We start from the raw sequence: 24,998 nt of genomic DNA, 5'->3' as shown, positions 1-24,998 counted from the left end.
ACTTCGCTGGGGGTGTGAAGGCATGATTCTGGTGACTGGAGCGGCCGGATACATCGGCTCGCACACGTGCGTGGCGCTCTTGGAATCCGGTTACGACATCGTCGCCATCGACAACTTTGCGAACTCGAAGCCGGAGGCGCTGCGGCGCGTGGCCGAGATCGCAGGCAAGACGTTTCCGGTTCACTCGGTGGACATGTTGGATGCGCAGGCCTTGGACGCCGTGTTTCAGGCCTACGCCTTTGAAGCTGTCGTTCACTTCGCGGGCCTCAAGGCGGTCGGGGAATCGGTGGCGCAACCGCTGCGGTATTACCGGAACAATCTCGTAAGCACGTTGCACCTGCTCGAATCCATGGAACGCCATGGCGTGAAGAAGATCGTGTTCAGCTCGTCCGCCACCGTGTATGGGGCGGCGAACGAAATGCCGCTCAAGGAGGACATGCCCATCTCGCCCGTCAATCCGTACGGACAGACGAAGGCGATGATCGAACAGATGTTGCGGGACGTCGCGGCGGCGACGGCCGATTTCGGGGCGGCGCTGCTCCGGTATTTCAACCCTGTGGGGGCCCATCCATCCGGCCGAATTGGCGAGGACCCGCAGGGCATACCCAACAATCTGGTTCCCTATGTGGCACAGGTGGCGGTCGGCAAGCGCCCGGAGGTGGTGGTGTTTGGCGGGGATTATCCGACGCCGGACGGCACAGGCGTGCGCGACTATATCCACGTCATGGATCTGGCGGAGGGTCACGTGCGCGCGCTCGACTGGGTGTTGTCGAACACGGGCGCCGAAGCGTTCAACCTCGGAACCGGAAAAGGTTCCAGTGTACTCGAGGTCATTCGCGCGTTTGAGCGCGCGAGCGGCAGGCCGATCCCATACCGCATTGGGCCCAGGCGCCCCGGAGACGCTGCCGTGAGCTACGCTGATCCTTCCAAAGCCGAGCGCGTGCTTGGCTGGAAGGCCACGCAGGACCTCGACGCGATGTGCAGGGACACCTGGCGCTGGCAGTCCCAAAATCCCAACGGTTACGATCCCGCCTGACACCCTTCAGCGGGCCCCGAGAAACGGCAACCTCCGCATCGCCCGAGCGAGGGGCTCGCCGATCACCGGGATCCGCGCGATCTCGTCGATGGTCGCGAGTCGGAGGTACACGGCCGACGCGACGTACGTGATCATCCCGACTGCGGCGCAGAGCGCGAATTGCATCCACGCCGTCTGATTCGTGGCGTGATGCTGCACGCCGCGCATGGGGAGCCAAGCCAGCGCTGCCGCGATCGCCATCTTGAGGGTCATGCGCAGATCGAGGTCCAGGTCGTGATAGCGGCGGACGGCGAGCATGGCGAGAACCGTGGCGACGATTCCGCTCGCCGCCACAGCCGATGCCAGACCTTGGATCCCTTCATGTCCGACGGCGACAAATTCATAGACGCAGGCCAGACGGGCAGCGCTCGAGAGAAACGTGATGGCGGTCGACACGAACGCCCGGTTCAAGCCCTGGAAGACGGCGAAGAGCGGATCGCTGAGATACAGGAACAGGCAGGACGGCGCAAGATACACGAGCAGCTGTCCGGCGGTCGGATTGCGGTACAGTGCCACCGCCGCGTCCTGTCCGGACGCGGTGAAAAAGGCGACGGCAAACAGCGCGACAAACGCCGCAGCGTGGATGGACTGGGCGATCCGGCGGGCGACGAGCCGCTCGTCGTGGAGGGCCGCGGCTTCCGAGATGGCCGGGACGATGACGGAGGAGATGGCGCCGGACAACACGGTCGGCATGAATAGAAGTTCCATCGCCATGCCGAAAGCCCCGTACATGGCCGTGGCTTCGCGCCGATCCACACCGGCGTCTCGAAATGCCTGATACATCACCGCGGGCTCTGCCGCGAAGGCGATGACCCCGAGCACGTTCGACAGCATGGTCGGCACGGCGATCTCGGCGAGATCGCGCCAAACGCCGCGGGCGGGCGGATGACCTTGTGGATGTCCGGCGAGCGCTCGGCGATCGCGCAGCAAGTAGGTGGCGAGCATCGTGAGATACCCGGCGAGCTCGCCCATTCCGCCGCCAATGACGAGCGCGAGCGCGCCGTAGCGAACGCCCCACGGGCCCATCCAGATCATGAGCGGTACCGACGTCGCCGCACGCACCGAGGTCTCCACGATCCAGGCGAGCGCAGGTGGGGTCTGGTTCTGGATGCCCATATAAAATCCGCTCATGACCGACGAAAGGCTGACGATGGGAATGCGAAAGACCATCGCCAAAAACGCCGGGACGGCGCGGGGGTCCATCCAGCGGGCGAGCTTTGGCGCCAGGGCGAACGCGAACAGGACCATCGCCGTTCCGGACAGGGCGCTCCACGCGTTGGCCGTCGTCCACGCTCTGCGCGCTCGGGCGATGTCTCCGACGGCGAGGTTTTCGGCGATGACCTTGGAGATGGCGGGCGGCAAGCCGAAGGTGGCGATGGTCACGAGCAAAAAATAAGGAGGGCTGATGGTCTGGAACAGCCCAAAGCCTTGGGCGCCCATCGTGCGGGCCATGACCATCTGGACGCCGAGGGCCATGGCCCGTGTCACGATGCCGGCAAACGCGAGAACGGCCGCGCCGTGCAAGAACGACTGTCGCGCTCGGGTCATTGCATCCACCCCACATCTTCGTCACCGAAAGGGTATGTCACACCTTCTGGACAAAGACCTCGAAATCGGCGGCAATCGGAAGAGAGGTTCATTTCCGTCAATCGCTTGAAGTCACTTTGAACTCGCAGCGCTACCCTCGGATCAGAAACGGTGCGAGGACGTGGGACCATCCGGCCTCGTCCCGCGCTCGAGATCAGAAAGTTACGGGGGAAGCGGAAGATGAAAGCGAAGACGGTTTGGCTGTCTGCTGCGGTTTGGTTCATAGCGGCAGGCGTTACGGGATGTGGTGTGGACCGCGGCCCTGAGCCGGGTGGAGCCGCGGATGTGGCGGTGAAAGCGGTCGCCAATGAGACGCAGAATTCTTTCACCACGGCGCCCTCTGCGTCAACCGGAACCCAGGCGGCGCAAGGCGGTGCGACCGGCGCTCCATCCGCCGTGCAAAGTCAGCCGTATCCGGTCGTCAACACGCATGTGTCTCCGAAGGTCTACGGCATGCGGAAATTTCCGTACCCGTATGAAGCCATGCTGGCCATTTCCTCTGACGCCGACAGCGAGACGTTGAGGAAGTTCAACCTGATCCATGAGTTCATCAATACGACGGAGATGACGCCGCTCGGCAAGGGCCTGGGGCTCGACTTCGCGGACTCCTTCTTCATGTATAACGGAGACAACCTGCCTGGCTATGTCGATATCCATCACGAGCCGATGTCCGACGAGCTGAGTTGGTTCAAAGGGGTATCGAATCAGCCCTATGCCGCGGCCATCCTCAATCACTACATTCACGTCGGCTGGATCGACACGATGCACACATTTGGCGACTTCAGCCAGCGCAATCAGAACGAGACCCTGTTTTCCAGAAAGCTCGCCATCCAGGCCATCGACACGTTGAAAGCCGATGGAGACTTCCTGACGGTCTGGACGGATCACGGCAACAAGTCGAACGTCGACAATTTCGGCGATTACGGCAAGACGCCATTTTACGACTATCAACAGGGCGCGAATCCGTGGTCCAAATACTATCACACGGACCTCACCATTCCGTACGGAATCCGGTTCGTGTGGCCGGACGGGGCGAGTGACCAGTTCGGCATGCGTTCGATGATTTACCCGCTGAAGCTGCCCGATGGGCGGGAAGTGTGGGGATTCTGGCGCTACACCTCGGAGGGGTTCAACGCCAAGGGAGATCCGGAGTGGAACTGGACGCCGTTTGGACTCGACGAGCAGCTGTCGCCCGCCCATTTGGAGGAACTTGAGCGCGATCACGACTACGCCATCGTGGCTCAACACCTGTGCGGAACGACTTATCCGGGCGTGTTGCCGCAGCCGGCGGTCGAAGCGCTCCGGCGCTTGGCGCAACAATATCATGAGGGAAAGATCCTCGTGACGCGCACGAGCCGCCTTTTGAACTACAACGTGGTGCAACAATACGTCTCCTATCGTGTCACCTACGAAGGCGGCAAAGCGTACATTCACATCATGGCCATTCTCGATCCCGTCTTTGGCGCGTATGTCCCGACCGTGGACGACGTTCGCGGGCTGACGTTTTACACGTCCAACCCCGCCAAAACGGTCATCGAGATTCGCAACACGCCGATTCCGGCCGATCTGATTCAGGAAAATCGGTCGGACGGCGTCGCGCCGAGCATCGGCATCAAGTGGTGGCCCGTGGACACGACCAACTATGCCGAGACGGCGCCTGACATCTATTGACCGACGTTTGCAGACGGGATATTCATCAAAGCCATCGGGGCCGTGCCGCGCATCATCGTGGCACGGCCTTCGTCGTCTCGCCTCCCTGGGCGATCACCCATGGGCGCGGCGGCGCATACCCTGAGGCGTGGGTCGGCGCTGCCGGCCAAGTGAGGGGTGACATGCGAATGACACCACGAAGCACGGGGTCCAAGGCCACCCGAGCGGTGGACGCCAGGCGAGCTGCGGGCGTGATCGACCTGTATGAGCGGGGCCATATCGATCTCAACGACGCGCTCGCCAGAATATCAGGCGTGGACGAGAGCGATGCGTCGGTGGCGTTGCCAATCGACAAGCGGCGCATCAACGAACTTTTGCGGGAATTGGACGATCTCGTCGGGCTCGACGAGGTCAAACGGATGGTGCGCGAGATTTTCGCGCTGGTCTACGTGCAGCGATTGCGCCGCGAGCATCGCCTGAAGGCGGATCCGACGGTTTTGCACATGATCTTCTACGGAAATCCGGGGACGGGGAAGACCACGGTCGCGCGAATCCTGGCCCGAATGTTTCACGAATGCGGCCTGCTCGAGAAGGGCCATTTGGTGGAGGTAGAGCGCGCGGATCTCGTGGGCGAATACATCGGTCACACGGCGCAAAAGACGCGTGAACAGATTCAGAAAGCCCTGGGCGGCGTTCTGTTCATTGACGAGGCGTACTCGCTCGCGCGCGGCGGAGAGAAGGACTTCGGCCGCGAGGCCATCGATTGTTTGGTCAAGGCGATGGAGGATCACAAGCACGAGCTGATCGTGATCCTGGCCGGCTATGAGCGCGAGATGCGCTGGTTCCTCAGCACCAATCCCGGGCTTCCGAGCCGCTTTCCCATCCAGATCCGGTTTCCGGACTACGATGTGGACCAACTCGTGCAGATCGCGAAAAAGACGCTCGCGGAGCGAGACTATCGGATGACGGCCGAGGCCGAGTGGGCGCTCAGAAGTCTGCTTCAGCGGGCGGTTGGCGAAGCTCGGCTTGAACCGTTTTCGAATGCGCGATTTGTCCGCAATCTGGTGGAACGCGCCATCCGCCGCCAGGCGGTGCGGCTGTATGACGAACCGCGGCCGAAGCGAGACGCGCTGATGCTGATTGAGGCGCGGGACTGGCAAGGGGATGGTGGCCAATGAGCGACGTCGTGATCGTCGGTCGGGCGAACGCGGGGAAAACCTCGGCTTGCCTCCGCCTGGCGCGGGCGCTGGGCGTGGAAGATCTGGTCTGGATGGTGGAACGGACGGACGGCGCGCGAGAGCGGCGGAGATTGCCGATCCGTGAGGCCGAGCGGTGGCTCACGTCGGGTGAACCTCATTCGACGCGATGGCTTCAGACGCTCACCATCCCCGTCGCAAGGGGCAAGTCGTCCCGCACGGTCGACATCGTCGACAGCGCGGGGCTGGCCGAGGGTCGCGTCCGGGATGAGGCCGTGCGCCGGGCCATGGGACAGACGCTGCGAGCGCTGGTGGCCGCAAAGGCCGTGCTGCACGTGATCGACGCGGCGGACATCGGGCGCGCCCTGCAGGTGTCTCCATCGCCGTTTCACGCGCTTGACGAACAGCTCGTGGCCATCGGCCGCACGAAGGCCTTCTACCTCATTCTCGCCAACAAAATTGACCTGCCGTCTGCCGATCGCGGCGTGGAGTGGCTGCGGGCGCGCCTGCGCGACGCGCGCGTGATCGCCACGTCCGCCAAGACGGGCGCGGGCTTTGACGAGGTGAAGCGGTATGTATGGAAGCTGGCTTGACCTCGTCCGCCTGTTTGGCGCACTGCTCTTCGCGGGCCTCGCGGTCAAGTGGATGGACGATGTGCTGGACGTGGATTACGACCTGTGTCAAGGACAGCGCACGCTCGCCGCGCGCTTTGGCCGAGCCGCCCTGCCGTACGCCTTGGCGATCATGGCGTGCGCCGTGGGGCTCGCGGAAGCCCCGGCCATCGCCGCGTTCCTCGGCGCATACGCCGTCGGAATGTTTGCGCGGCCGTTCGAGCGCATGCCGTCCCAACTCCCGGCCTGGGCCGAAAGTGTCATCGCGCTCTGCCTGTGCGGGCTCATCGCGGGCTGGCGGGGGGCTCTCTGGGGGGCTTCCTTCATGTTCGCGGTCGACTGGTTGGACGATCTCGTCGACAGGTTCCGCGATGCGGAGACGGGCCAATGGAACGCGGTCATCCGATTTGGCCTTGTCGAGGTGCTCGTCTCGATTCTCGGCGCGATGGCGGTTGCCATTTATGCAAATGCGGTGTGGAGTGTGGTCGGATTGATCGCCTTGGCGGCGGTGACGGCCATTGCCGAATTGACAACGGCGAAACTGGTCTCGGAGAATCGGGGGGAAGGGCCATGGTCGCATCTCTCCTGACGGGCCTCATCCTGTTGTTCGTGGCCGCGTCGTTTCATGTCGGGCGGCGCGTCGGCTTTCGGTCTGGAGTCGAGGTCGGCCGGGCGGAAGCGCCCGTCCTGCTTCGCATGCGGTATCAGCTTGAACAGCGCTGTCCAATCTGCGATGATAGCGGAGGATTATCGGGCGAGGAGGCGGAGCGCGAGCGCCGTGGAAGCTGAGAAGGCCGTTCTCCTGGTGTGGCAGCGGAGCGACGAATCTTCGGATGACGTCGCGTACCGGATGGAGGAATTGACAGGCCTTTGCGAGGCCGCGGGGGCCAAGGTCGTGGGAAGCGTCATCCAGCGGCGGCGATCGCCGGATGCGCGCTGGTATCTCGGCCAAGGCAAGGTTGAGCATCTGCGCGATCTCGTCGCGGCGACGGGCGCGGACCTTGTGGTGGCGGACGCGGAGCTCAAACCGACGCAGGCGCGCAACCTGGAGGATGTCGTCGACCGCCGTATTGTCGATCGCACCGTGCTGATTCTCGACATCTTTGCGCGCCGGGCCGTGAGCCGGGAGGGCAAGCTTCAGGTCGAGATCGCGCAACTCAAGTACTTGTTGCCCAGGCTCGCCGGCCGCGGAGCGGCGTGGTCTCGCTTGGGCGGCGGTATTGGCACGCGCGGGCCGGGCGAGTCGAAGCTGGAGCTCGACAGGCGGCGCATTCGGGCGCGGATCAGCAAGCTGGAACATGAGCTGGCGGCTCTCTCCGCCCATCGCGCGCGGCTGAGGCAACGGAGGACGCGGGACAGCGTGGTGGTGGCGCTGGTCGGTTACACGAACGCCGGCAAGACGACGGTGCGCGCCCGCTGGGTGGCGGATCGCGGCCGGGTGGTGGAGGCGGCTGGACGCGATCGGCTGTTTGACACGCTCGACGTGACTGCACGGCGCGTGTTCTCGCCGGCGGGCGAACCCTATGTGGTGACGGACACCGTCGGCTTCGTCGAAGATCTGCCGCATCACTTGGTTCAGGCGTTCCGGGCGACGCTGGAAGAGGTGGCGTATGCGGACGTGATCGTCATCGTGGTGGACGCTTCCCGCGCACCGGATCGGCATCTGCGGGCGACGCGGCAGGTGCTGGCGGATCTCGGCGCGCTGGACAAGCCCATCGTCACGTTCTACAACAAGATGGACGTCGCAGTCTGGCAACCGCCGCCCGATCTCGAGGCGCAGCAGACGGTCTACGGAAGCGCGTCAGCGGGCGATCTCGAGGCGTTGTACCAGGCGGTGGAAATGAGGCTGCATCAGGCGAAGGAGACGGCGAAGTGAGGATGTTAGCACAACCGAAGCAGGAGGAGATCGAAGCCTACGTGGCCGCGTGCGAGCGGCAGATCGAGGTGTATCAACGCAGATCGGAGGCCATTGCGCTGGCGAACCAGGAGCGCGTGCTCGAGGCATTTTGGCGGCACGAGGTGGCGCAGTTCGATCTCGTCGGGTCGACGGGGTACGGTCTCGGCGACGCGGGGCGGGAAAAGCTTGAGGCCATCTACGCCGACGTGTTCGGCGGCGAGGCCGCTCTGGTGCGCCCGCAGATCGTCTCAGGGACGCACGCCATTGCGCTTGCGCTGTTCGGGTGTCTGCGGCCGGGCGACCGCCTCGTGGTCGCGACAGGCGTTCCGTACGACACGCTTCACCCGACGCTCGGGCTGCGGCCGGCGGTTGGCTCGCTCGCGGAGTATGGCGTGGAGGTCGAGATCGTCCCGTTGGCAGAAGACGGCGGCATGGATCTTGCGGCCATCGAGCGGGCGGTGTGTGCGCCGGACGTCAGAATGGTGCTGTTTCAGCGATCGCGCGGGTACGGCGAGCGGCAGTCGTTCTCCATTGCGGAACTGGAGGCGGCGTTCGCGGTGGTGAAGCAATCGAAGCCCGAGGCGTGGATTGGCGTGGACAACTGCTACGGCGAGTTCGTGGAGGAGCGCGAACCCTGTCATGTGGGCGCCGATGTCGCGATGGGCTCGCTCATCAAGAACCCGGGCGCGGGGCTCTGCCCGACGGGCGGCTACGTGGTCGGACGCCGAGACATCGTGGAACGGGTGGCCGCGCGGCTCGTCGCGCCGGGAACGGCCGCCGAGTATGGGCCGACGGGGCCGTACCTCCTGACGATGTTTCAGGCTGCGTTTCTCGCTCCGCACGCGGTGCTCCAGGCGGTCAAAGGCTCGCGGCTCATGGCGGCCGCGCTCCAGGGGCTCGGATTTCGCGTGTCGCCCGAGCCTGGCGCGGATCGAACGGATCTCATCCTGTCGGTCGAACTCGGCGCGCCGGACCGCCTGCTCGCGTTTTGCCGGGCGATTCAAACCGTGGCACCGGTCGACGCGCATGTGCGGCCGGAACCGGCGCCGATGGCGGGATACGCCGATCCCGTCGTGATGGCTGCGGGGACATGGATTCAGGGGGCTTCCCTGGAATTGACGGCCGACGCGCCGATGCGCCCGCCGTATGTGGCCTACGTGCAGGGCGGTCTCACGTATGAACATGCGGTCATCGCGGTGCGGCGAGTCGTGGCCGCCGTCGCGCCGTTTGCGTCAAAGAATATCACGTGAGTGATTGTCGCGGCGCGCCCTCCATGTTACGATTAGTGTCAACAGGTCGCACAGGGAGGGGCGCGCCGTGGATTTGGAAGAGCGCAGGAACATGCCCTTGTTTTCGATTGGCACGGTGCAAAAGCTGACGGGGCTCAGCGCACGGCAAATCCGGTACTACGAAGAACACGGATTGATCCAGCCGGCGCGCACGCCCGGAAATCAGCGGCAGTTTTCGTTCGCCGACGTGGAGCGCCTGATGCAGATTCGGCAGTTGCTCGACGAAGGTCACAACATCGCGAGCGTGAAGCGCAACCTTCTGGAGAAGGACAAGCGGCCCAGGGCCAGTCGTCCGTTGGCGACCAAAGACGTGCCGGATTCCGAAGTTTATCAGTGGCTTGAACGCGAGCTGATGGAGCGAAGGCAAACGGGCGAGTTTCAAGGAGATCTGTCCCGCTTCTATCGCCACCGCTGAGTGAGCCGCGAGGGAGGACTGTATGCGCAAAGAATACACAAAAGAAGAAATATTGAAACTGGCTGAAGCGAACGACGTGCGCTACGTGCGTCTCCAGTTCACCGATCTTCTCGGCATTGTGAAGAACGTGGAGATCCCGGTCGATCAGTTGCCCAAGGCGCTCGACAATCGGATTATGTTTGACGGTTCATCGATTCAAGGCTTCGTTCGCATCGAGGAGTCGGATATGTATCTCGCGCCGGATCGCTCGACGTGGCTCGTCTTTCCCTGGGATACGCCGCAGGGCAAAGTGGCGAGGCTCATCTGCGATGTGAACCTTCCGGACGGCACGCCGTTTGCAGGCGATCCGCGGTCGGTGCTCAAGCGCGTCTGCGAGAAGGCCAAGGCCATGGGCTTTTCCGCGTTTAACGTCGGCCCGGAGCCGGAGTTCTTCCTGTTCAAGTTGGATGTAAACGGAAAACCAACGCTCGATCTGAACGACGAGGGAGGCTACTTTGACTGGGCGCCGGTCGATCTCGGCGAGAACTGCCGCCGGGATATCGTTCTGGCCCTGGAGCAAATGGGGTTCCAGATTGAGGCGTCTCACCACGAGGTTGCACCGGGACAGCACGAGATCGACTTCCGCTATGCCGAGGCGGTGGAAGCGGCGGATAACCTCACGACGTTTCGCTTGGTCGTGAAGACGGTGGCGCGGGAACACGGCCTGCACGCGACGTTCATGCCCAAGCCGCTGTACGGGATCAACGGATCTGGTATGCATACCCATTTGTCGCTGTTCCGCGACGGGCAGAACGCGTTCTACGATCCAGACGGCGAGATGGGGCTCAGCCAGACGGCGCTCCACTTCGTCGCCGGCCTGTTGGAGCACGCCCGTGCCTTCACCGCCATCTGCAACCCGCTCGTGAATTCGTACAAACGGCTCGTGCCGGGGTATGAGGCGCCGAGTTACATCGCGTGGAGCGGCAAAAATCGGTCGCCGCTCGTCCGCGTGCCCGCCGCCCGCGGCATGTCAACGCGAGTCGAGGTCCGAAGCCCCGACCCGAGTTGCAACCCGTACCTCGCCATCGCTTCTCTGCTTGCCGCCGGTTTGGACGGGATCGAGCGGGAGCTGGAGCCGCCTCCGCCGGTCAACCGGAACATCTATATGATGACGGAGGCGGAGAAGGAAGAGGCGGGCATTCGCAGCCTGCCGTCAAACCTGAACGAAGCGTTGGACGCGCTGATCCGGGATCCGGTGATCATGGAGGCGTTGGGCGATCACGTCCTGTTGCACTTCATTGAGGCCAAGCGGATCGAGTGGAACATGTTCCGCACGCAGGTGACGGAATGGGAGCGCGAGCAGTACTTCACCATCTACTGAAGGACGGCAAAGGGGTGGCCGCTCAGCGGTCACCCCTTGATCGCTGTCCGGAGAGCGGGCGGCGCGGTGGAGCTGCGCATCACGATCTCCGAATTGAGCACGATTTTCGTCGTCGTCTTGCGGACGCCTTCGATGCGTTCGAGCAACAGCTGCGCGCCGAGGGAACCGTAGTTATAGGCGGGTTGAACGGCCGCGGTCGCGAGCGAGTCGACCGAGGCGAGATCGTCCGTATTTCCGAAGCTGACCACGCTGATATCCTCTGGAATCCTGAGTCCAAGTGCGCGAAGCCTGCGGACGATGTGCGCATATTGAAACATGTTGCCCAAAAAGAGCGCGGTGGGGGCATCGGGGCGGCGCACCAGCTCGTCCACAAACGATGCGTCCATTTCCCTCGTCATGGGGGCCGTGAAGATGAGCCGGTCGTCCACGGGCAGTCCTCTTTGAAGCAACGCATCGCGATACCCGTCGATCCGCTCGCGGCTCGACGCGCTGTGCAAAGGCCCCACCACGGCGGCGATCCGTTCATGGCCGAGATCGAGAAGATGTTCGACCAACCGGCGCGAGGTCTCGCGAATGTCGCCCTTGACGAGGTCGGCGTCAAGTCCTTCGATCTCGCGATCGATCAACACAAACGGCACCTGGTTCTCGAACAGCCTGGCGAGCGTTTCGCGCGAAGGATCGCCGACGGGCACGACGAGCGCGCCGCGGACGCGATAGTCAAGACACATCTGCACGTACTCCTGCTCTTTGTCAAGATCCTCGTCCGTGTTGGCGATGAACACGCGGAAACCATGCTTGCGCGCCACGTCTTCCATGCCGCGCGCGATGAAGGTGAAAAACGGATTGGTGATGTCCGGAACGATGAGCATCCAGGTGTCGTGCGTCGACGACTGCTGCCCTTTCGGGACGTAATGGAGTTCCTGCATCGCCATGAGCACCTTCTGGCGCGTGGAAGGCTTCACGTATCCCGAGCGGTTCACCACGCGCGACACGGTCATGATGGAGACACCCGCGCGCTTCGCGACATCTGCCATGGTCGTCATGCGTTCACCCCGCCCTCTCTGTGTCCTCCTAGTGTGAATGATAACATGTTGACAACGCATTTTCGAGGGTCGTATACTTCAGATGAACTTTGAAAGAAATCGCATTCATTCAATCGCGTTCTTGTTTGTCTTTCATGTTAATTTAACAGTTAGGTTAACTGCTGTTCGCTTGCGACTTGCGAGCACAGGAAGGGAGGCGGTTCCGCGTGGCGCCGAAGATCTTACAGCTTTCGCCGGTCGACGATGTGGCCGTCGCGCTCGAACCGCTCGACGCGGGTGAGGCGGTGGAGACGCCTTTGGGGGTCGTCGCAGCTCGTGCGCCGATTCCGCTCGGCCACAAGTTGGCCATCCGGCGCGTCTCATGCGGAGCGCCGGTGCGGAAGTATGGTTTTCCCATCGGCGTGGCCGCGCAGGACATCGAGCCGGGGGAGTGGGTGCACACCCACAACCTGCGCACGGCGCTCACGGAACGCGGTTCATACGTGTATCGCCCGAGCGGATCGCCCGCGCCCGTGCTGGACGATGGGTTGACGTTCATGGGGTATGTGCGGGCGGACGGCCAGGTGGGCGTACGGAACGAGATCTGGATCCTGAACACCGTGGGATGTGTCAACAAGGTGGCTGAGCGGTTGGCGGCCATGGCGGATGCCCGATGGCGCGGCCGCGGCATCGACGGGGTCTACCACTTCGCCCATCCCTACGGATGCTCGCAGCTGGGGGACGATTTGACGTATACCCAGTCCTTGCTCGCCGGCCTTGTTCGCCATCCGAACGCCGCCGCCGTGCTCGTGATTGGCCTCGGTTGCGAAAACAACCGGATTGAGTCCTTTCGCGAGCGGCTTGCCCCCTCGTCATTGGAACGGGTGGCGTTTCTCGAACTCCAGCGCACGGCGGACGAGTTCGCGGACGGATTGCGGCTTTTGGAGGGCTTGGTCGAGCGGGCGCAGGCGTGCCAGCGCCAACCCGTTCCCGTGTCTCGGCTCAAGTTGGGGTTGAAGTGCGGCGGTTCGGACGGGTTGTCTGGCATTACGGCCAATCCGCTGGTGGGGCAGGTGGCGGATCGGATCGTCGCGCGGGGCGGCACCGCACTCCTTACCGAAGTGCCCGAAATGTTTGGCGCCGAGACGGTGCTCATGAACCGCGCGGACAGCCCCGAGACGTTCGCCAAAATCGTGGACCTCATTCAGTCGTGGAAGGATTACTACACGCGCCACGGGCAGCCGGTGTACGAGAATCCGTCTCCCGGGAATAAGGCGGGCGGCATCACCACGCTCGAGGAAAAGTCGCTTGGCGCCGTGCAAAAGGGGGGCCGACTGTCGCAGGTGGTGGACGTGGTCGCGTATGGCGATCCGGCCGTGAAACCGGGGCTGAACCTGGTTTCGGCACCCGGCAACGATATGGTCTCCGTGAGCGCGCTCGCGGCCAGCGGCGCGCAGTTGATCCTATTCACCACAGGGCGGGGCACGCCGTTTGGAGGACCGGTTCCGACGCTTAAAATCGCGAGCAATCATCCGCTCGCCGAGTCGAAACCGGGCTGGATCGATTTCGACGCCGGGCGGATCGTCCTCGGGGAGTCGATGGACGCGCTTGCGGACGAGTTGTTGCAGAAGGTAATTCGCGTGGCATCGGGGGAAGAGCTGGCCAAAAACGAAGTGAATGGGTATCGCGAGATCGCCATCTTCAAGGACGGCGTCACCCTTTAAGCGAAACGGAGGATGGGTAAGGATGTATCTGGTGAGAGGAACGTCGGAACACGGCTATCACGAGTTGGTGCCCCAGCAGAACGAGGCAGGATTGAAGTGGATTTCGTTCGGGCACCTGAGGCTCGCGGCCGGGGAGGCGCACGACGCCGCCATCGAGGGGCGCGAAGTGGTCCTGGTTCTTCTGGCGGGCGCCATGCGCGTCTCGATCGGCGGAAAGGTGTTTGGACCGTACGAACGAGCCAACGTCTTCGCGGGGCCTGCAACGGCCGTCTACGTGCCTGTGGGTCAATCGTTTCGCGTGGAAAACGCAGGGGACGGCGCGCTTGAAGTCGCGGTCTGCCAGGCGGTCGCCGAACAGGTGCACGAGCCGTTCGTCGTGACGCCCGACGAGGTTCAGATCAAGACCGTGGGCGAGGCGAATTTCGAGCGCAAGGTGCACGACATTGTCGTGAAACAGGCGGAGGGAAAGGTTCACCGGATTATCGTCGGGGAGACGTTCAATCCGCCCGGCAACTGGTCGAGTTATCCCCCACACAAACACGACGAGTACCTTCCCGGCGTCGAAGCGTTGATGGAGGAGATCTATTTCTATCAGATCGATCCTCCTGGCGGCTTTGGGCTGCAGTCCATTTACACCTCGGACGGAGCCATCGACGAAACCTACCGGGTCAAGCACGGCGACGCGTTCATGATCCCGCGCGGCTACCATCCGGTGTGTGCCGCCGGTGGGTACCAACTGTATTACCTGTGGCTCATGGCAGGGCCTGTCGATCGCGTGATGATTCCACACGACGATCCGGCTCACGCCTGGATTCGCGAGCGCTCCTGGGGTTGAGGATTGGACACCGCGCATGGTGGGGAGACGAGAGAGGATGCGGTTACACGCAGGTACGCTGGAAGGCGAGACTCGCGCGAGCTACGAGAGGGCTCAGGCCATGCCCGTACGCGTGGTGCAGATTGGGGAAGGCATCTTTCTGCGAGGGTTTGTCGACTGGCTCGTCCATCGTTTGAATCAATCCGGCAGGTTTCAGGGGCGGATCGCCGTCGTGAATCCGAGGCCGAGCGGCGCGCATCACATCCAACAGTTCCGCGAGCAAGACGGCCTCTACACGGTCATGGTGCGCGGGCTTCGGGACGGGCGGTCTCTCGAACAGGCGGAGGTGGTGACCTCCGTGGCCCGCGCCATCGATTCGTCCCATGAGTGGGACCAGGTCTTGCAACTGGCGCGCAATCCGCAGGTCGAGATCGCGGTCTCAAACACCACGGAGCTCGGCGTCCGATATGAGCCCGTGCCACGGCCGTCCCGTCAAGCGCCGAGCACGTTCCCGGCGAAGCTCACCCAGTACCTGTACGAGCGGTATCGCGCGCTCGGCTGGCGGGAAGACGGGCGGATGATCGTGGTCCCTTGCGAGCTCATCGACGACAATGGCCAACAGTTGCGCGCGATTGTGGAACGCCACGCGGAGGACTGGCAGCTCGAGGGCGATTTTCACGCGTGGTTGGGCGATCGCGTAGAGTTCTGCGATACCCTGGTCGATCGCATTGTGACTCCGTACGCGGGCCATCCTCCTCTTCCGTACGAGGACGAACTGGCGGTGACGGTCGAGCCGTACTATCTGTTTGCCATCCGGGGGAGTGATCGGCTGCGGGAGGTGTGGCCGTTTCCCGAAGCGGGGCTTCACGTGTTCTACGCGGACGACATCCGCGATTTCCGACTGCAGAAGCTCCGGGCCTTGAACGGCGCGCACACCGCACTCGCGAACTTGGGGCTGATGGCGGGACTGACGACGGTGCTTGAGGTGATGCAACATCCCGCGCTGTCCGCGTTCGTCCGCGAACTGATTCAGGACGAGATCGTGCCTGCGACCGCGTGGCGGATGAACCGTCCGGAGATGTTGCGCGAATTCGCGCGCAATGTGCTGGAGCGCTTTCAGAATCCGTATCTCGAGCACAAGCTTCGATCCATCGCCGCGAATGCCATCTCGAAGGCGAGGATTCGCCTCGTTCCGACCCTTCTCGACGCCGCGGCAAGGGGAGGCGACTTCCGCAGGCTCACAGCCGCCCTCGCCTCGGTGTGCTTGGCGTATCGCCCTGGCATGGAGCATGCGGCCGAGGGCGATCCGGCTGCGGACCGCTTGAAAGCGCTGTGGCAAGAGGACGTGCGGGCCTCCGCGCGGGACATTCTTTCGGACGGAGCGCTGTGGTCTGCGGATTTGACCGAGCTGCCGGGCGTGATGGACACCTGGATTCGATTTGTCGAGACGGCGCTCGAAGAAGGGCCGGTTCAGGCGGCCTCCGCATGGTGAACGGCGGACATGGCTGGAAGGGGGGTGACGCGGCTCTTTGACGCTCGGCCGTGTCGCGGCCGCGATCGAAGGCGTGGAGCGGCAAAGAGAGGTGGCACAACCGCGCGCGAGTGGCGACGAATGTACAGGGGGTGACAGACCTTGATGCAGGCGGAAGTGACTCAGGTGGAGTACCGGCCCAATCTGGGTTATGTCGTGACTGTGGTTATCATCGCATCGCTCGGCGGCCTGTTGTTTGGATATGACACAGGCGTGATCGCCGGGGCGAATGAGTTTTTGAAATCGGAATTTCACATGAGCGCCGCGACCACGGGTCTGGTCTCGAGCAGCATCGACCTCGGGGCGATGCTCGGCGTGCTCATCGCAGGCTTTCTCGGCGATTCGTTCGGGAGAAAGAAAGCGCTATCGGTGGCGGGCGTCATCTTTATTGCGTCAAGCCTCATCTCGGCTTTCGCGCCGAGCGTCGGCGTGCTCGTGCTCGGGCGCTTCATTGGGGGCGTCGGAATCGGGTTGGCGTCGCTCCTGTCTCCGCTTTATATCGCTGAGATTGCGCCGCCGCGCATTCGAGGGCGTTTGGTCGGATCGAACCAATTGGCCATCGTGTCGGGCATCTTCATTGTGTACTTCGTGAACGCGGCCATCGTCAGCTCGCACACCACGGCGTGGAACCAGACGACGGGATGGCGCTGGATGTTTGCCATGGGCGTGATTCCGGCCGTGATCTTCTTCGCGCTGCTCTTCTTTGTGCCGGAGAGCCCGCGCTATCTGATGAAGCGAGGGAGGGAACAGCAGGCTGTCGCAATTCTCGAGCGCGTGAGCGGTCCAGACCGGGCGCGCTTGGATGCCGACGAAATTCGGAAGTCGCTTGAAGTCCTGCCCGATTCGCTCTTTCAAGAGCTGTCGCGCCCGGGGATTCGTAAGGCGCTCGGCATCGGCGTGGTGCTCGCCATCTTCCAGCAGTTCACAGGCACCAACGCTGTCGGCTACTATGCGCCGATGATCTTCAAGGCGGCGGGCGCCGGCACCAACGCTTCGTTTTACGACACCGTGTGGATTGGCGCCATTAAGGTCATCTTCGTCATCGTGCTCATGCTCATCGTGGACCGCGTCGGGCGGAAGCGGTTGCTCGTGTGGAACGGAGGCTTGATGGCCCTCTTCTTGGTCATCCTGGGCATCGCGTTCGCATTGCCCCATATGATCACGTGGCTGGTGCTGGCGCTCGTCTTCGCGCACACCATCGCCTATGAGCTGTCCTGGGGCGGCGGCGTGTGGATTGTCCTGTCCGAAATCTATCCCACGGCGATCCGCGGCCGCGCGATGGCCGTCGCGTCCTTCGCGCTCTGGTTCGCGACCTATCTCGTGGCGCAATTCTTTCCCATTCTGCTGCAGGCCATCGGCGGGACGTGGACGTTCTGGATCTTCGCGCTGTTCTGCATCGCCATGGCTGTGTTCATGCACCGCGCCGTGCCCGAGACGAGCAAAAAGACGATGGAGAGGATTCAGAGCGATTGGCTCCAGTCGGAGCGAGGGCGCTCGATGTAACCGAACGACGAACGGTTTCTTTGCCTGGTCTTTCTCGAGGTGTCCTGAAGATGCGGCGAAGCCCCGAAGCTTGCGCCGCATGTTTTTTTATCGGATGTGCCGAAAGATGCCAATCACTTTCCCGAGAATCGTCACATTCGGGAAGTAGAGCGGTGGCATCGAGTCGTTTTCGGGCTGAAGGCGCACGCGCCCGTCCTCGCGATAGAAGCGCTTGATGGTGGCCTCGTCCTCATCCGTCATGGCGACGACGATATCGCCGTTGTCGGCGGACGTCTGCCGCCTCACAATCGCCAGATCTCCGTCCAGGATGCCCGCGTTGATCATGCTCTCGCCCATCACGCGCAGCGCGAAGACCTCGTCGCCCTTCGCGACATCGCGGGGTAGCGGCAGATAGCCCTCGATATCTTCGAGCGCAGAGATGGGAAGTCCCGCCGTCACACGGCCGACAATGGGCGCCAGCACGACATCGTTTGTGTCGTCCTCATCGACGAGGAGTTCGAGCGCCCTCGGCTTTGTTGGATCTCGACGCAGGTAACCCTTCTGTTGCAGGCGTTCGAGATGCCCGTGCACGGTCGAACTGGATGCCAAGCCGACAGCCTCTCCAATTTCGCGCACCGACGGTGGATATCCCTTCTCGCGGATGTTTTTTCGAATAAACTCGAGAATTGCGCGTTGCCGAGCCGTGAGACCGCTCACCGTCCCCACTCCCTTCGGCCTCATTGTAACACGTTGGGCCGATGGGTGCAAACACGTGTTCGCGTTGGACTAGATGAGGCCGAGATCGGCCAAGGCATCGGCGACGCCGCCTTCCTCGGCCGTCGACGTCACTCGTTTCGCGGCGCGTTTCACGTCCTCGTTCGCGTTGCCCATCGCGTACGAATAGCCCATCGCTCGAAACATCCCGATGTCGTTGCCCCCGTCTCCGATGTGCACGCAGTCTTCGGGCGAAATGCCCAGGAAGGAGAGGAGGTGCAACGCGCCGATGGACTTATCGGATTTGCGGCGTTGGAAGTCGACGGCTTGATCGTGCCAGCGGTAGACGTAGCATTCGGGAAATTCCTGCTCAAACACGCTGTCCCATTCGGCCGTCATGAACGCGTTCAACTGAAACACCCCGATCTCGTCCAGCCGCTCGGCCATGGTCGGCTCGCAGGCGATGGGCGGGAAGTCGTAGGAGGCCAACACTGGCAGGTAGTCCGACGGGATGGGCTGCAGGCTGAAGGCGCGATCGTGCGTGTGAATAATCGTCTGGATTCCGCGGCGCTCCGCGGCTTCCAGGATGCCTCGGACGACCGTCCGAGAGAACGGCAAGGAAAAGATTTCTCGTTCGCCAGCCTTCACCAAGCCTCCGTTAAAATAAATGCCGTACGGAATCCCGAGGGAAGCTTGAACGTGCTGCGCATGAATGACGCTGCGACCCGTGCAAACGGCTACAGGAACGCGGTTTTCGATGAGCTTTGCGACTGCGGCAGCGCTTTTCGGCACGATCCGCCCGTTCACAAACAGCGTTCCGTCAATGTCGAGAAACACCATCTTGACGCGTTGCTTGGTCTTCACGAACTCTCCCCCCATGCTGCGACCGCTCGCGCCGGTGTGAGACCAGTCGAAAATTCATTATACACATCACCTTGCCAAAATAGGCACTGCGGACATGCGCGGATTGCGCACACGCGCGAGCCTCGGCTATCATAGCCATATTGAGGACGAGCAGGAGGATCTGTCGATGCAGGTGACAATGGATACGTTGGTGTCGCTCGCAAAGCGGCGAGGATTCATTTTTCCGGGTTCCGAGATTTATGGGGGCTTGGCCAACACATGGGATTACGGGCCGCTCGGAGCTCAAGTGAAGCACAATTTGAAGCGGGCCTGGTGGCGATTTTTCATCGAACAGAATCCGCTGAACGTGGGCTTGGATTCGGCCATCCTGATGAACAAAAAGGTCTGGGTGGCCTCCGGACATGTGGCCAACTTCCACGATCCCATGGTGGACTGTCGCCAGTGCAAGGCAAGGTTCCGCGCTGACAAGCTGATTGAGGAGGCGGCGGAGGCGCAAGGCAAGTCTCTCGTGGTGGACGGGCTTCCGTTTGCGGAGATGGAGCGGTGGATTGAAGAACTTGGCATCGCATGTCCGAACTGTGGCGCCCATGATTTCACCAACGTCCGCCAGTTCAACATGATGTTCCGCACCTTTCAGGGCGTCACCGAAGATGCGGCCAACGAGGTGTATCTCCGCCCTGAAACGGCTCAGGGGATTTTTGTGAACTTTAAAAACGTCCAAAGGACGATGCGTAAGAAATTGCCTTTTGGCATCGGGCAGTTTGGCAAGAGTTTTCGGAACGAGATCACGCCGGGGAACTTCATCTTCCGCACGCGTGAATTCGAGCAGATGGAGCTCGAGTTCTTCTGTGCACCCGGTGAAGACGAGGAATGGTTTGCGTACTGGCGGCAGACGTGCATGGACTGGCTGCTGTCGCTCGGCATCAAGTCGGAACACCTGCGGTTCCGCGATCACGCCAAGGAGCAGCTGTCGCACTACAGCAAGGCGACCACGGACATCGAATACCGCTTTCCCTTTGGATGGGGAGAGCTTTTGGGAGTGGCCAATCGCACGGATTACGATCTCCGGGCGCATCAGGAACACTCCGGGGAAAACATGGCGGTGCAGGAAGAGGGGAAGGAGCCGTTCATCCCGTACTGCATTGAGCCGTCCATCGGCGCGGATCGACTGTTTCTTGCGGTCTTTGCCGATGCCTACGATGAGGAAGAAGTGTCCGAAGGGGACACGCGGGTCGTTTTGCGGCTGCATCCCAAGCTCGCACCGTACCAAGTGGCCGTATTGCCGCTTTCGAAGAAGCTGAACGAACCCGCGCACAAGCTGTATCTCGACCTCATCCGCTACTACAGCGCGGATTACGATGAGACAGGTTCGATTGGAAAGAGATACCGGCGTCAGGACGAGATCGGGACGCCGTTCTGCGTGACCTACGATTTCGACTCCGACACGGACGGCCAAGTCACCATCCGGATGCGAGATTCGATGGAGCAGGTCCGGATTCCCATCGAGGGCGTGCGGTCCTGGCTGGATGAAAAGCTTCAATCTTCCGGCGCGCCCTGGTGAGGGCATGAAGGCGGACGGATCGAGTCATGCTAAGCCGGGGGTGGGTCAGATGTCAGGTGAACACACGCAACACCACAACGACGATTTCACCTTCGTCGGTCAGCTGCACCACAACCACGAGGTGGAGGCGTTTGTGGAGCGGCGGAATCAGTTGCTGAGTTCGCGGTTGGATGCTGTGGTTCCCTGGAAGGCGTATCACCGGGCGAACGTGCCTCACGGCAAGAGGCAGTCGAACGGCTGAGAGACAACCCACACCCTGGGCGATCCGCTCCGGCGGATCGCCTCTTTTTCGATCCGGCGGGCGCGCAGGCCGCTCGCGTGTGTTACAATGTCGAAAATCTCGTAAACCTTGTACCGTTCGAACGAGAGGAAGACGCCACGATGATGGATGCAGTCTGGCGCCAATGGAAGCGTCCGCCCCGGGATATGGAAGGACCTCATGGCCCGTACGTCCTTTTCGACGGGGCCATGTCGACCTATCTGCACCAGTTGGGCGTTCCCATCGGTACGCCTGTGGAGCAATTGAATCTCACGTCGCCCGATCTCGTCGAGCGCGTGCATCGCCTGTACGTGGAGGCGGGGTGCACCATCGTCCAGACCAATACCTTCATGGGCAACCGCGCCGCGCTAGAGCGCCACGGGCTGGACGTCGACGTGAAGGCGCTGAATCGGAGAGGGGTGGAGATCGCTCGGTCGGCCGCCGGCGATCGCGCCAGTGTCTATGGCACGATGGGCCCCGCGATGGGAGGATACCGGTATGGCGCCCTCCTTCAGGAAGAGGAGCGGGCGTTTCTCTCCCGGGTGTACGCGGAACAGGCGGAGGCGCTTGTGAATGCCGGGATCGACGGCTTGATCCTTGAAACGTTTCCGGATCTGGAAGAGGCTTTGGTGGCCATCGAGGCCGTGCGCCCTCTTCTCGGTGAGTTGCCCCTCGTGGTGAATCTTTCGCCGGAGGAGATCGGGGTGACGCGCGACGGGGTACCCCTTGCGGAGGCGTTCAGGCGCATCAAGGCGGCGGGTGCGGATGTCGTGGGATTGAACTGTCGGCTCGGTCCTTACGGCATCTTGAGGTCGTACGAACACGCGAGAATGGAGATCGACGGACCCTTCGCCGCGGTGCCCAACGCCGGCATTCTGCAGCGAGCGGAAGGGGACGAGATCGCGTACACCGGAGATGAGCGGGACTTCGCCCGCCTGATGGTGCGCATTGCCGATCTCGGCGTGCGGTGGCTCGGAGGTTGTTGTGGAACGACGCCGGCATACATTCGGGCGCTTCGAGACGCCCTGCTGCGCGCCGAGCCCGAGCGAGGCGCTCGCCCGCCGCATGTGAGCGCGTCGACGCCTAGCCGCTCCTCCCTGGCGTTCGAGGACGGGGCGTGCCACGACGGCGTGAGTGTGGTGGACATTTGCCGCGAGAAGAAGGCCATCGTGGTGGAATTGGATCCGCCAAAGCAACTGGCTATCGGCCGTTTCCTGCAAGGAGCGGAAGCCCTTCAGGCTGCGGGCGCCGACTTGATCACGATGGCGGATAACTCGCTCGGCTCGGTCCGCGTCTCCAACATGGCGCTCGCAAGCCTTCTCAAGCAACGGGGGATAGAGCCCCTGGTGCACGTCACATGCCGCGATCGGAATCTGATTGGTCAGCAGTCCCATCTCATGGGGCTTGCCGTCCTTGGCATCCGCAACGTGCTTTTGGTTACGGGCGATCCGTCCCGATATGGCGAGCTCCCTGGTGCCACCAGTGTGTACGACGTCTCCTCGATGGACCTCACCAAAATGGTGAGAAGGTTGAACGAGGGGATCGGCTTTTCCGGGCAACCGTTAAAGCAGTCTTCCCGGTTCGTCATCGGGACCGCGTTCAACCCGCACGTACACAACTTCCAAAAGGCGGTGGAACGCCTGCGCCGCAAGATCGACGCGGGCGCCGACTTCGTCATGACGCAGCCCGTGTATGATCCGGAGCTGATGGTGGCCATCGCGGAAGCGACAAAGGACCTCGGCGTTCCGGTCTTCGTGGGCGTGATGCCGCTCACGAGCGCGAGGAACGCAGAGTTTCTGCATCACCAGGTTCCAGGCATCCGGCTATCCGAAAGCGCGCTGCGGCGGATGCAAGAAGCGAGTCCTGAGGAGGCGGCATGGGTCGGCGAGGAAATTGCGCGTGAACTCGTGGAAGTGGCCATCCGGCTGTTTCCTGGGGTTTATCTCGTGACACCTTTTCTCCGATATGAGATGACGGTTCGGCTCACGCAGTATGCTCGCAGTTTGGAGGCGCGTCTAGCACAGGGGCGCAGGGCGCCGAGTTGAATCGTGTCCCTCCTCGTGAAGATGCATGTCTCCTGCACTTGATTGCAGCGCTCCTTCGGCCGCGCTATGTTGGCAAAGGGTACAAGACGTGTTGCAGGGGAGGGCGCTTATGCGTCGAGTCTTGGCGTTGATCTTGGCAGGTTTTGTTTCCGTGGTCGCGGCGGGATGTGGAACGCCTGCCGCCGGTGATACCCATGGGCAGGCGGCAAAGGTCGCCGGGCGAGATCGCGTTCATCCGTTGGTCTTTCAGAATCTCACAGGAGCCATGAATGAAGGACAGGATCCTCGCTGGGATGCGCGACCGGCCTCTTCGAACCTGTATGGAAAGGTCGTGGTGTGGACAGCGAGCGGACAGAAGGAGGTGCTCGAGGCGGATCGCCAACCGCTTCTCTTCGCGGCGTACTGGTGTCCCCACTGTCAGCGCACCCTGCAATTGCTCACATCGATTCGGCGACAGTTGAAGCGAGCGCCCGTGATCGTCAACGTGGGCTATCCCGCGGGCACGTCGCTTCAAACGGCTGTCCGCATTGCTCGCGAAGAGAACGCCGCCTTGCATCTCGCGCCGTTCCAAGAGGTCTTTATCCTGACGCCAACGGCTGGAGATCGGTATGCGCCGTTAGGGTATCCGACGCTCGTTTTTCGGCAAGGCAACAGCTTGTGGTCCCTGTACGGCGAACATAAGCCCGAGATATGGGAAAAGGCGCTGTCCTGAGCGCTGTTCAACGGGTACAATCGATGATCGTAGGAAGTAGAAACCGCATTGGGACGCATTTAGGAAGAATTCCGATCGAATCGCAAGGTGACGATGCCGATGGATGCCGGAGCGCTGAGTGCGCTGTTTCGACACACGCGGACATGGGGACGCGCACAACGGGGACTGGAGTTGTTCCAATACGCTTCCGACGCGCTGACCACCCTGGCGGCTGTCGACGGAGGTCTCTTCATTTACCGCAAGCGCGGCGTAGAGACGGGCGGAGATCCCCTGCCGCCCGCCATCTATCACAGGTTCGGCGTACTTGCCGAAGGGCTCGTCCCCGCCTGCATGGATGAAATCATGCAATCGAGTATCACGCTGGATATGCCGGTTGGTCGGTGGATGCTGACCGAGGATATCGAGCATCCGGACATCCGCGCGTGGTTATTGTCCTTATCCGTGCTGGAGTTTGGCGTGTGGCCCCTTTATTCCCGCGAGGAGGTTCGCGGCGCTGTTGTCGTGGTGCGGACGCAGCCGGTCGTTCACCTGACGTGGGAGACGAGCCATGCGTTGCTGGAAGCGTGCGCGGCTCAGATCTCGCTGGCCTTGGACATGATCATGGCCATACGCATCGCGGAGCACGCAAGTCACCGAGACCTCCTGACGGGCGTCTGGAATCGCCTCGGCATCGAGCGGAGATGGCCGCACATCCTCCGTTCGCTCACGGAGAACGCGGCTCGGCACGTCATTGTCGGCATCGTGGACATCGATCATTTCAAAGACATCAATGACACGTACGGGCATCCGGTCGGGGATCGGGTGCTTCGCCTCGTGGCCCAGACCCTCCAGGAGGAATCCAAGCCGGACGAACTGGTCGGGCGAATCGGCGGCGACGAATTCGTCGTCATCGCATGGGCGGAATCGCCGGACTGGCGCTCGCGAATGCAGGCGATGCAACAAGCGGTCCATGAGCGCTCCCAGGGCACGTGTGCAGTTTCTGTAGGAGGCAGCGTGTTCGGATTGGACGGGGACAACTTCGACAGTTGTTACGCGGTCGCAGACGCACGCCTGTATGAAAATAAGCGCTGGAGGAAACGGCGCGGAGCGAACCCCGTTTCGTGATGGCTTCCCTGTCCGATTTCTTCTCAAACAGGCTTCGAAGCGCGGAATGGGGTGCACGTGCGCCGCATACAACTGAACAGAAGTTG

Annotated in this window: 23 protein-coding genes; 19 read left to right on the top strand and 4 right to left on the bottom strand. The window is 62.3% G+C overall.

Features of this window, described 5'->3' with window-relative positions; translation table 11 throughout:
• The first annotated feature begins 22 nt into the window (after positions 1-22).
• The gene (gene galE / locus J3481_RS00745; RefSeq protein WP_206830515.1) at positions 23-1,036 is read left to right on the top strand and encodes a UDP-glucose 4-epimerase GalE; all 1,014 of its coding nucleotides are present in this window, start codon (positions 23-25) and stop codon (positions 1,034-1,036) included.
• A gap of 6 nt (positions 1,037-1,042) precedes the next feature.
• Here the strand turns inward: galE and J3481_RS00740 are convergent, their stop codons facing one another.
• Entirely contained in the window at positions 1,043-2,623 is a 1,581-nt protein-coding gene (locus tag J3481_RS00740; protein WP_206830514.1) for a putative polysaccharide biosynthesis protein, read from the bottom strand.
• 219 nt (positions 2,624-2,842) lie between these two features.
• Here J3481_RS00740 and J3481_RS00735 point away from each other — a divergent pair, with 219 nt between their 5' ends.
• The 9 genes from J3481_RS00735 (at position 2,843) to glnA (ending at position 11,080) form a co-directional block, all read left to right on the top strand.
• Positions 2,843-4,333 carry a hypothetical protein gene (locus tag J3481_RS00735; protein WP_206830513.1) on the top strand — a complete coding sequence of 497 codons (1,491 nt, stop codon included), beginning with the start codon at positions 2,843-2,845 and terminating at the stop codon, positions 4,331-4,333.
• Positions 4,334-4,500: 167 nt separating this feature from the next.
• Positions 4,501-5,490, top strand: a complete 990-nt coding sequence (locus J3481_RS00730; protein ID WP_206830544.1) for an AAA family ATPase — start codon at positions 4,501-4,503, stop codon at positions 5,488-5,490.
• Entirely contained in the window at positions 5,487-6,101 is a 615-nt protein-coding gene (locus J3481_RS00725; RefSeq protein WP_206830512.1) for a GTPase domain-containing protein, read from the top strand. The genes J3481_RS00730 and J3481_RS00725 overlap by 4 nt, the downstream gene beginning before the upstream one ends.
• On the top strand, positions 6,082-6,708 hold the full coding sequence (locus tag J3481_RS00720; protein WP_206830511.1) for a hypothetical protein: 627 nt from the start codon (positions 6,082-6,084) through the stop codon (positions 6,706-6,708). Before J3481_RS00725 ends, J3481_RS00720 begins: the two co-directional genes overlap by 20 nt.
• The gene (locus J3481_RS00715; RefSeq protein ID WP_206830510.1) at positions 6,690-6,908 is read left to right on the top strand and encodes a hypothetical protein; all 219 of its coding nucleotides are present in this window, start codon (positions 6,690-6,692) and stop codon (positions 6,906-6,908) included. Before J3481_RS00720 ends, J3481_RS00715 begins: the two co-directional genes overlap by 19 nt.
• Positions 6,898-7,995 carry a GTPase HflX gene (hflX, locus tag J3481_RS00710; RefSeq protein WP_206830509.1) on the top strand — a complete coding sequence of 366 codons (1,098 nt, stop codon included), beginning with the start codon at positions 6,898-6,900 and terminating at the stop codon, positions 7,993-7,995. Before J3481_RS00715 ends, hflX begins: the two co-directional genes overlap by 11 nt.
• A 2-nt stretch (positions 7,996-7,997) precedes the next feature.
• Positions 7,998-9,266 (top strand): methionine gamma-lyase family protein, encoded by a 1,269-nt coding sequence (locus tag J3481_RS00705; RefSeq protein ID WP_206830543.1) that lies wholly within the window; start codon positions 7,998-8,000, stop codon positions 9,264-9,266.
• A 67-nt stretch (positions 9,267-9,333) separates the two neighbouring features.
• Positions 9,334-9,720 (top strand): MerR family transcriptional regulator, encoded by a 387-nt coding sequence (locus J3481_RS00700; protein ID WP_328702024.1) that lies wholly within the window; start codon positions 9,334-9,336, stop codon positions 9,718-9,720.
• Between the two features lie 22 nt (positions 9,721-9,742).
• Complete coding sequence (gene glnA, locus J3481_RS00695; protein ID WP_206830508.1) at positions 9,743-11,080, top strand: type I glutamate--ammonia ligase; 1,338 nt, start codon at positions 9,743-9,745, stop codon at positions 11,078-11,080.
• 29 nt (positions 11,081-11,109) lie between these two features.
• On the opposite strand, the gene J3481_RS00690 is transcribed toward glnA, so the two are convergent.
• Positions 11,110-12,123, bottom strand: coding sequence for a substrate-binding domain-containing protein (locus tag J3481_RS00690; protein WP_206830507.1), 1,014 nt, complete (start codon positions 12,121-12,123; stop codon positions 11,110-11,112).
• Positions 12,124-12,329: 206 nt separating this feature from the next.
• On the opposite strand from J3481_RS00690, the gene J3481_RS00685 reads away from it, so the two are divergent.
• From J3481_RS00685 to J3481_RS00670, 4 genes are all read left to right on the top strand, one after another.
• Positions 12,330-13,826, top strand: coding sequence for a UxaA family hydrolase (locus J3481_RS00685; protein WP_206830506.1), 1,497 nt, complete (start codon positions 12,330-12,332; stop codon positions 13,824-13,826).
• A 22-nt stretch (positions 13,827-13,848) separates the two neighbouring features.
• Positions 13,849-14,661, top strand: coding sequence for a 5-deoxy-glucuronate isomerase (iolB, locus tag J3481_RS00680; RefSeq protein WP_206830505.1), 813 nt, complete (start codon positions 13,849-13,851; stop codon positions 14,659-14,661).
• A 37-nt stretch (positions 14,662-14,698) separates the two neighbouring features.
• Positions 14,699-16,132: a tagaturonate reductase gene (locus J3481_RS00675; RefSeq protein WP_206830504.1), complete on the top strand. Its 1,434-nt coding sequence runs from the start codon at positions 14,699-14,701 to the stop codon at positions 16,130-16,132.
• A gap of 144 nt (positions 16,133-16,276) precedes the next feature.
• Positions 16,277-17,674 (top strand): sugar porter family MFS transporter, encoded by a 1,398-nt coding sequence (locus J3481_RS00670; RefSeq protein WP_236010954.1) that lies wholly within the window; start codon positions 16,277-16,279, stop codon positions 17,672-17,674.
• Between the two features lie 87 nt (positions 17,675-17,761).
• Here the strand turns inward: J3481_RS00670 and lexA are convergent, their stop codons facing one another.
• Positions 17,762-18,370 (bottom strand): transcriptional repressor LexA, encoded by a 609-nt coding sequence (gene lexA / locus J3481_RS00665; protein WP_206830502.1) that lies wholly within the window; start codon positions 18,368-18,370, stop codon positions 17,762-17,764.
• Between the two features lie 69 nt (positions 18,371-18,439).
• A complete protein-coding gene (locus tag J3481_RS00660; protein ID WP_206830501.1) occupies positions 18,440-19,231 on the bottom strand; it encodes an HAD family hydrolase in 792 nt (263 codons plus the stop codon).
• Positions 19,232-19,397: 166 nt separating this feature from the next.
• Between J3481_RS00660 and J3481_RS00655 the strand changes: the two genes are divergently transcribed.
• The 5 genes from J3481_RS00655 (at position 19,398) to J3481_RS00635 (ending at position 24,912) form a co-directional block, all read left to right on the top strand.
• A complete protein-coding gene (locus J3481_RS00655) occupies positions 19,398-20,792 on the top strand; it encodes a glycine--tRNA ligase (RefSeq protein ID WP_206830500.1) in 1,395 nt (464 codons plus the stop codon).
• A 49-nt stretch (positions 20,793-20,841) separates the two neighbouring features.
• Positions 20,842-21,033 (top strand): hypothetical protein, encoded by a 192-nt coding sequence (locus tag J3481_RS00650; protein WP_206830499.1) that lies wholly within the window; start codon positions 20,842-20,844, stop codon positions 21,031-21,033.
• Positions 21,034-21,173: 140 nt separating this feature from the next.
• Positions 21,174-23,096 carry a bifunctional homocysteine S-methyltransferase/methylenetetrahydrofolate reductase gene (locus J3481_RS00645; RefSeq protein ID WP_206830498.1) on the top strand — a complete coding sequence of 641 codons (1,923 nt, stop codon included), beginning with the start codon at positions 21,174-21,176 and terminating at the stop codon, positions 23,094-23,096.
• A 109-nt stretch (positions 23,097-23,205) separates the two neighbouring features.
• On the top strand, positions 23,206-23,808 hold the full coding sequence (locus J3481_RS00640; protein ID WP_206830497.1) for a TlpA family protein disulfide reductase: 603 nt from the start codon (positions 23,206-23,208) through the stop codon (positions 23,806-23,808).
• 99 nt (positions 23,809-23,907) lie between these two features.
• The gene (locus J3481_RS00635) at positions 23,908-24,912 is read left to right on the top strand and encodes a GGDEF domain-containing protein (RefSeq protein ID WP_206830496.1); all 1,005 of its coding nucleotides are present in this window, start codon (positions 23,908-23,910) and stop codon (positions 24,910-24,912) included.
• The last annotated feature ends 86 nt before the right edge of the window (positions 24,913-24,998 follow it).

The sequence above is a fragment of the Alicyclobacillus fructus genome (assembly GCF_017329605.1).
Taxonomy (GTDB): Bacteria; Bacillota; Bacilli; order Alicyclobacillales; family Alicyclobacillaceae; genus Alicyclobacillus; species Alicyclobacillus fructus.
This window is presented reverse-complemented; position numbering and strand designations above follow the sequence as displayed.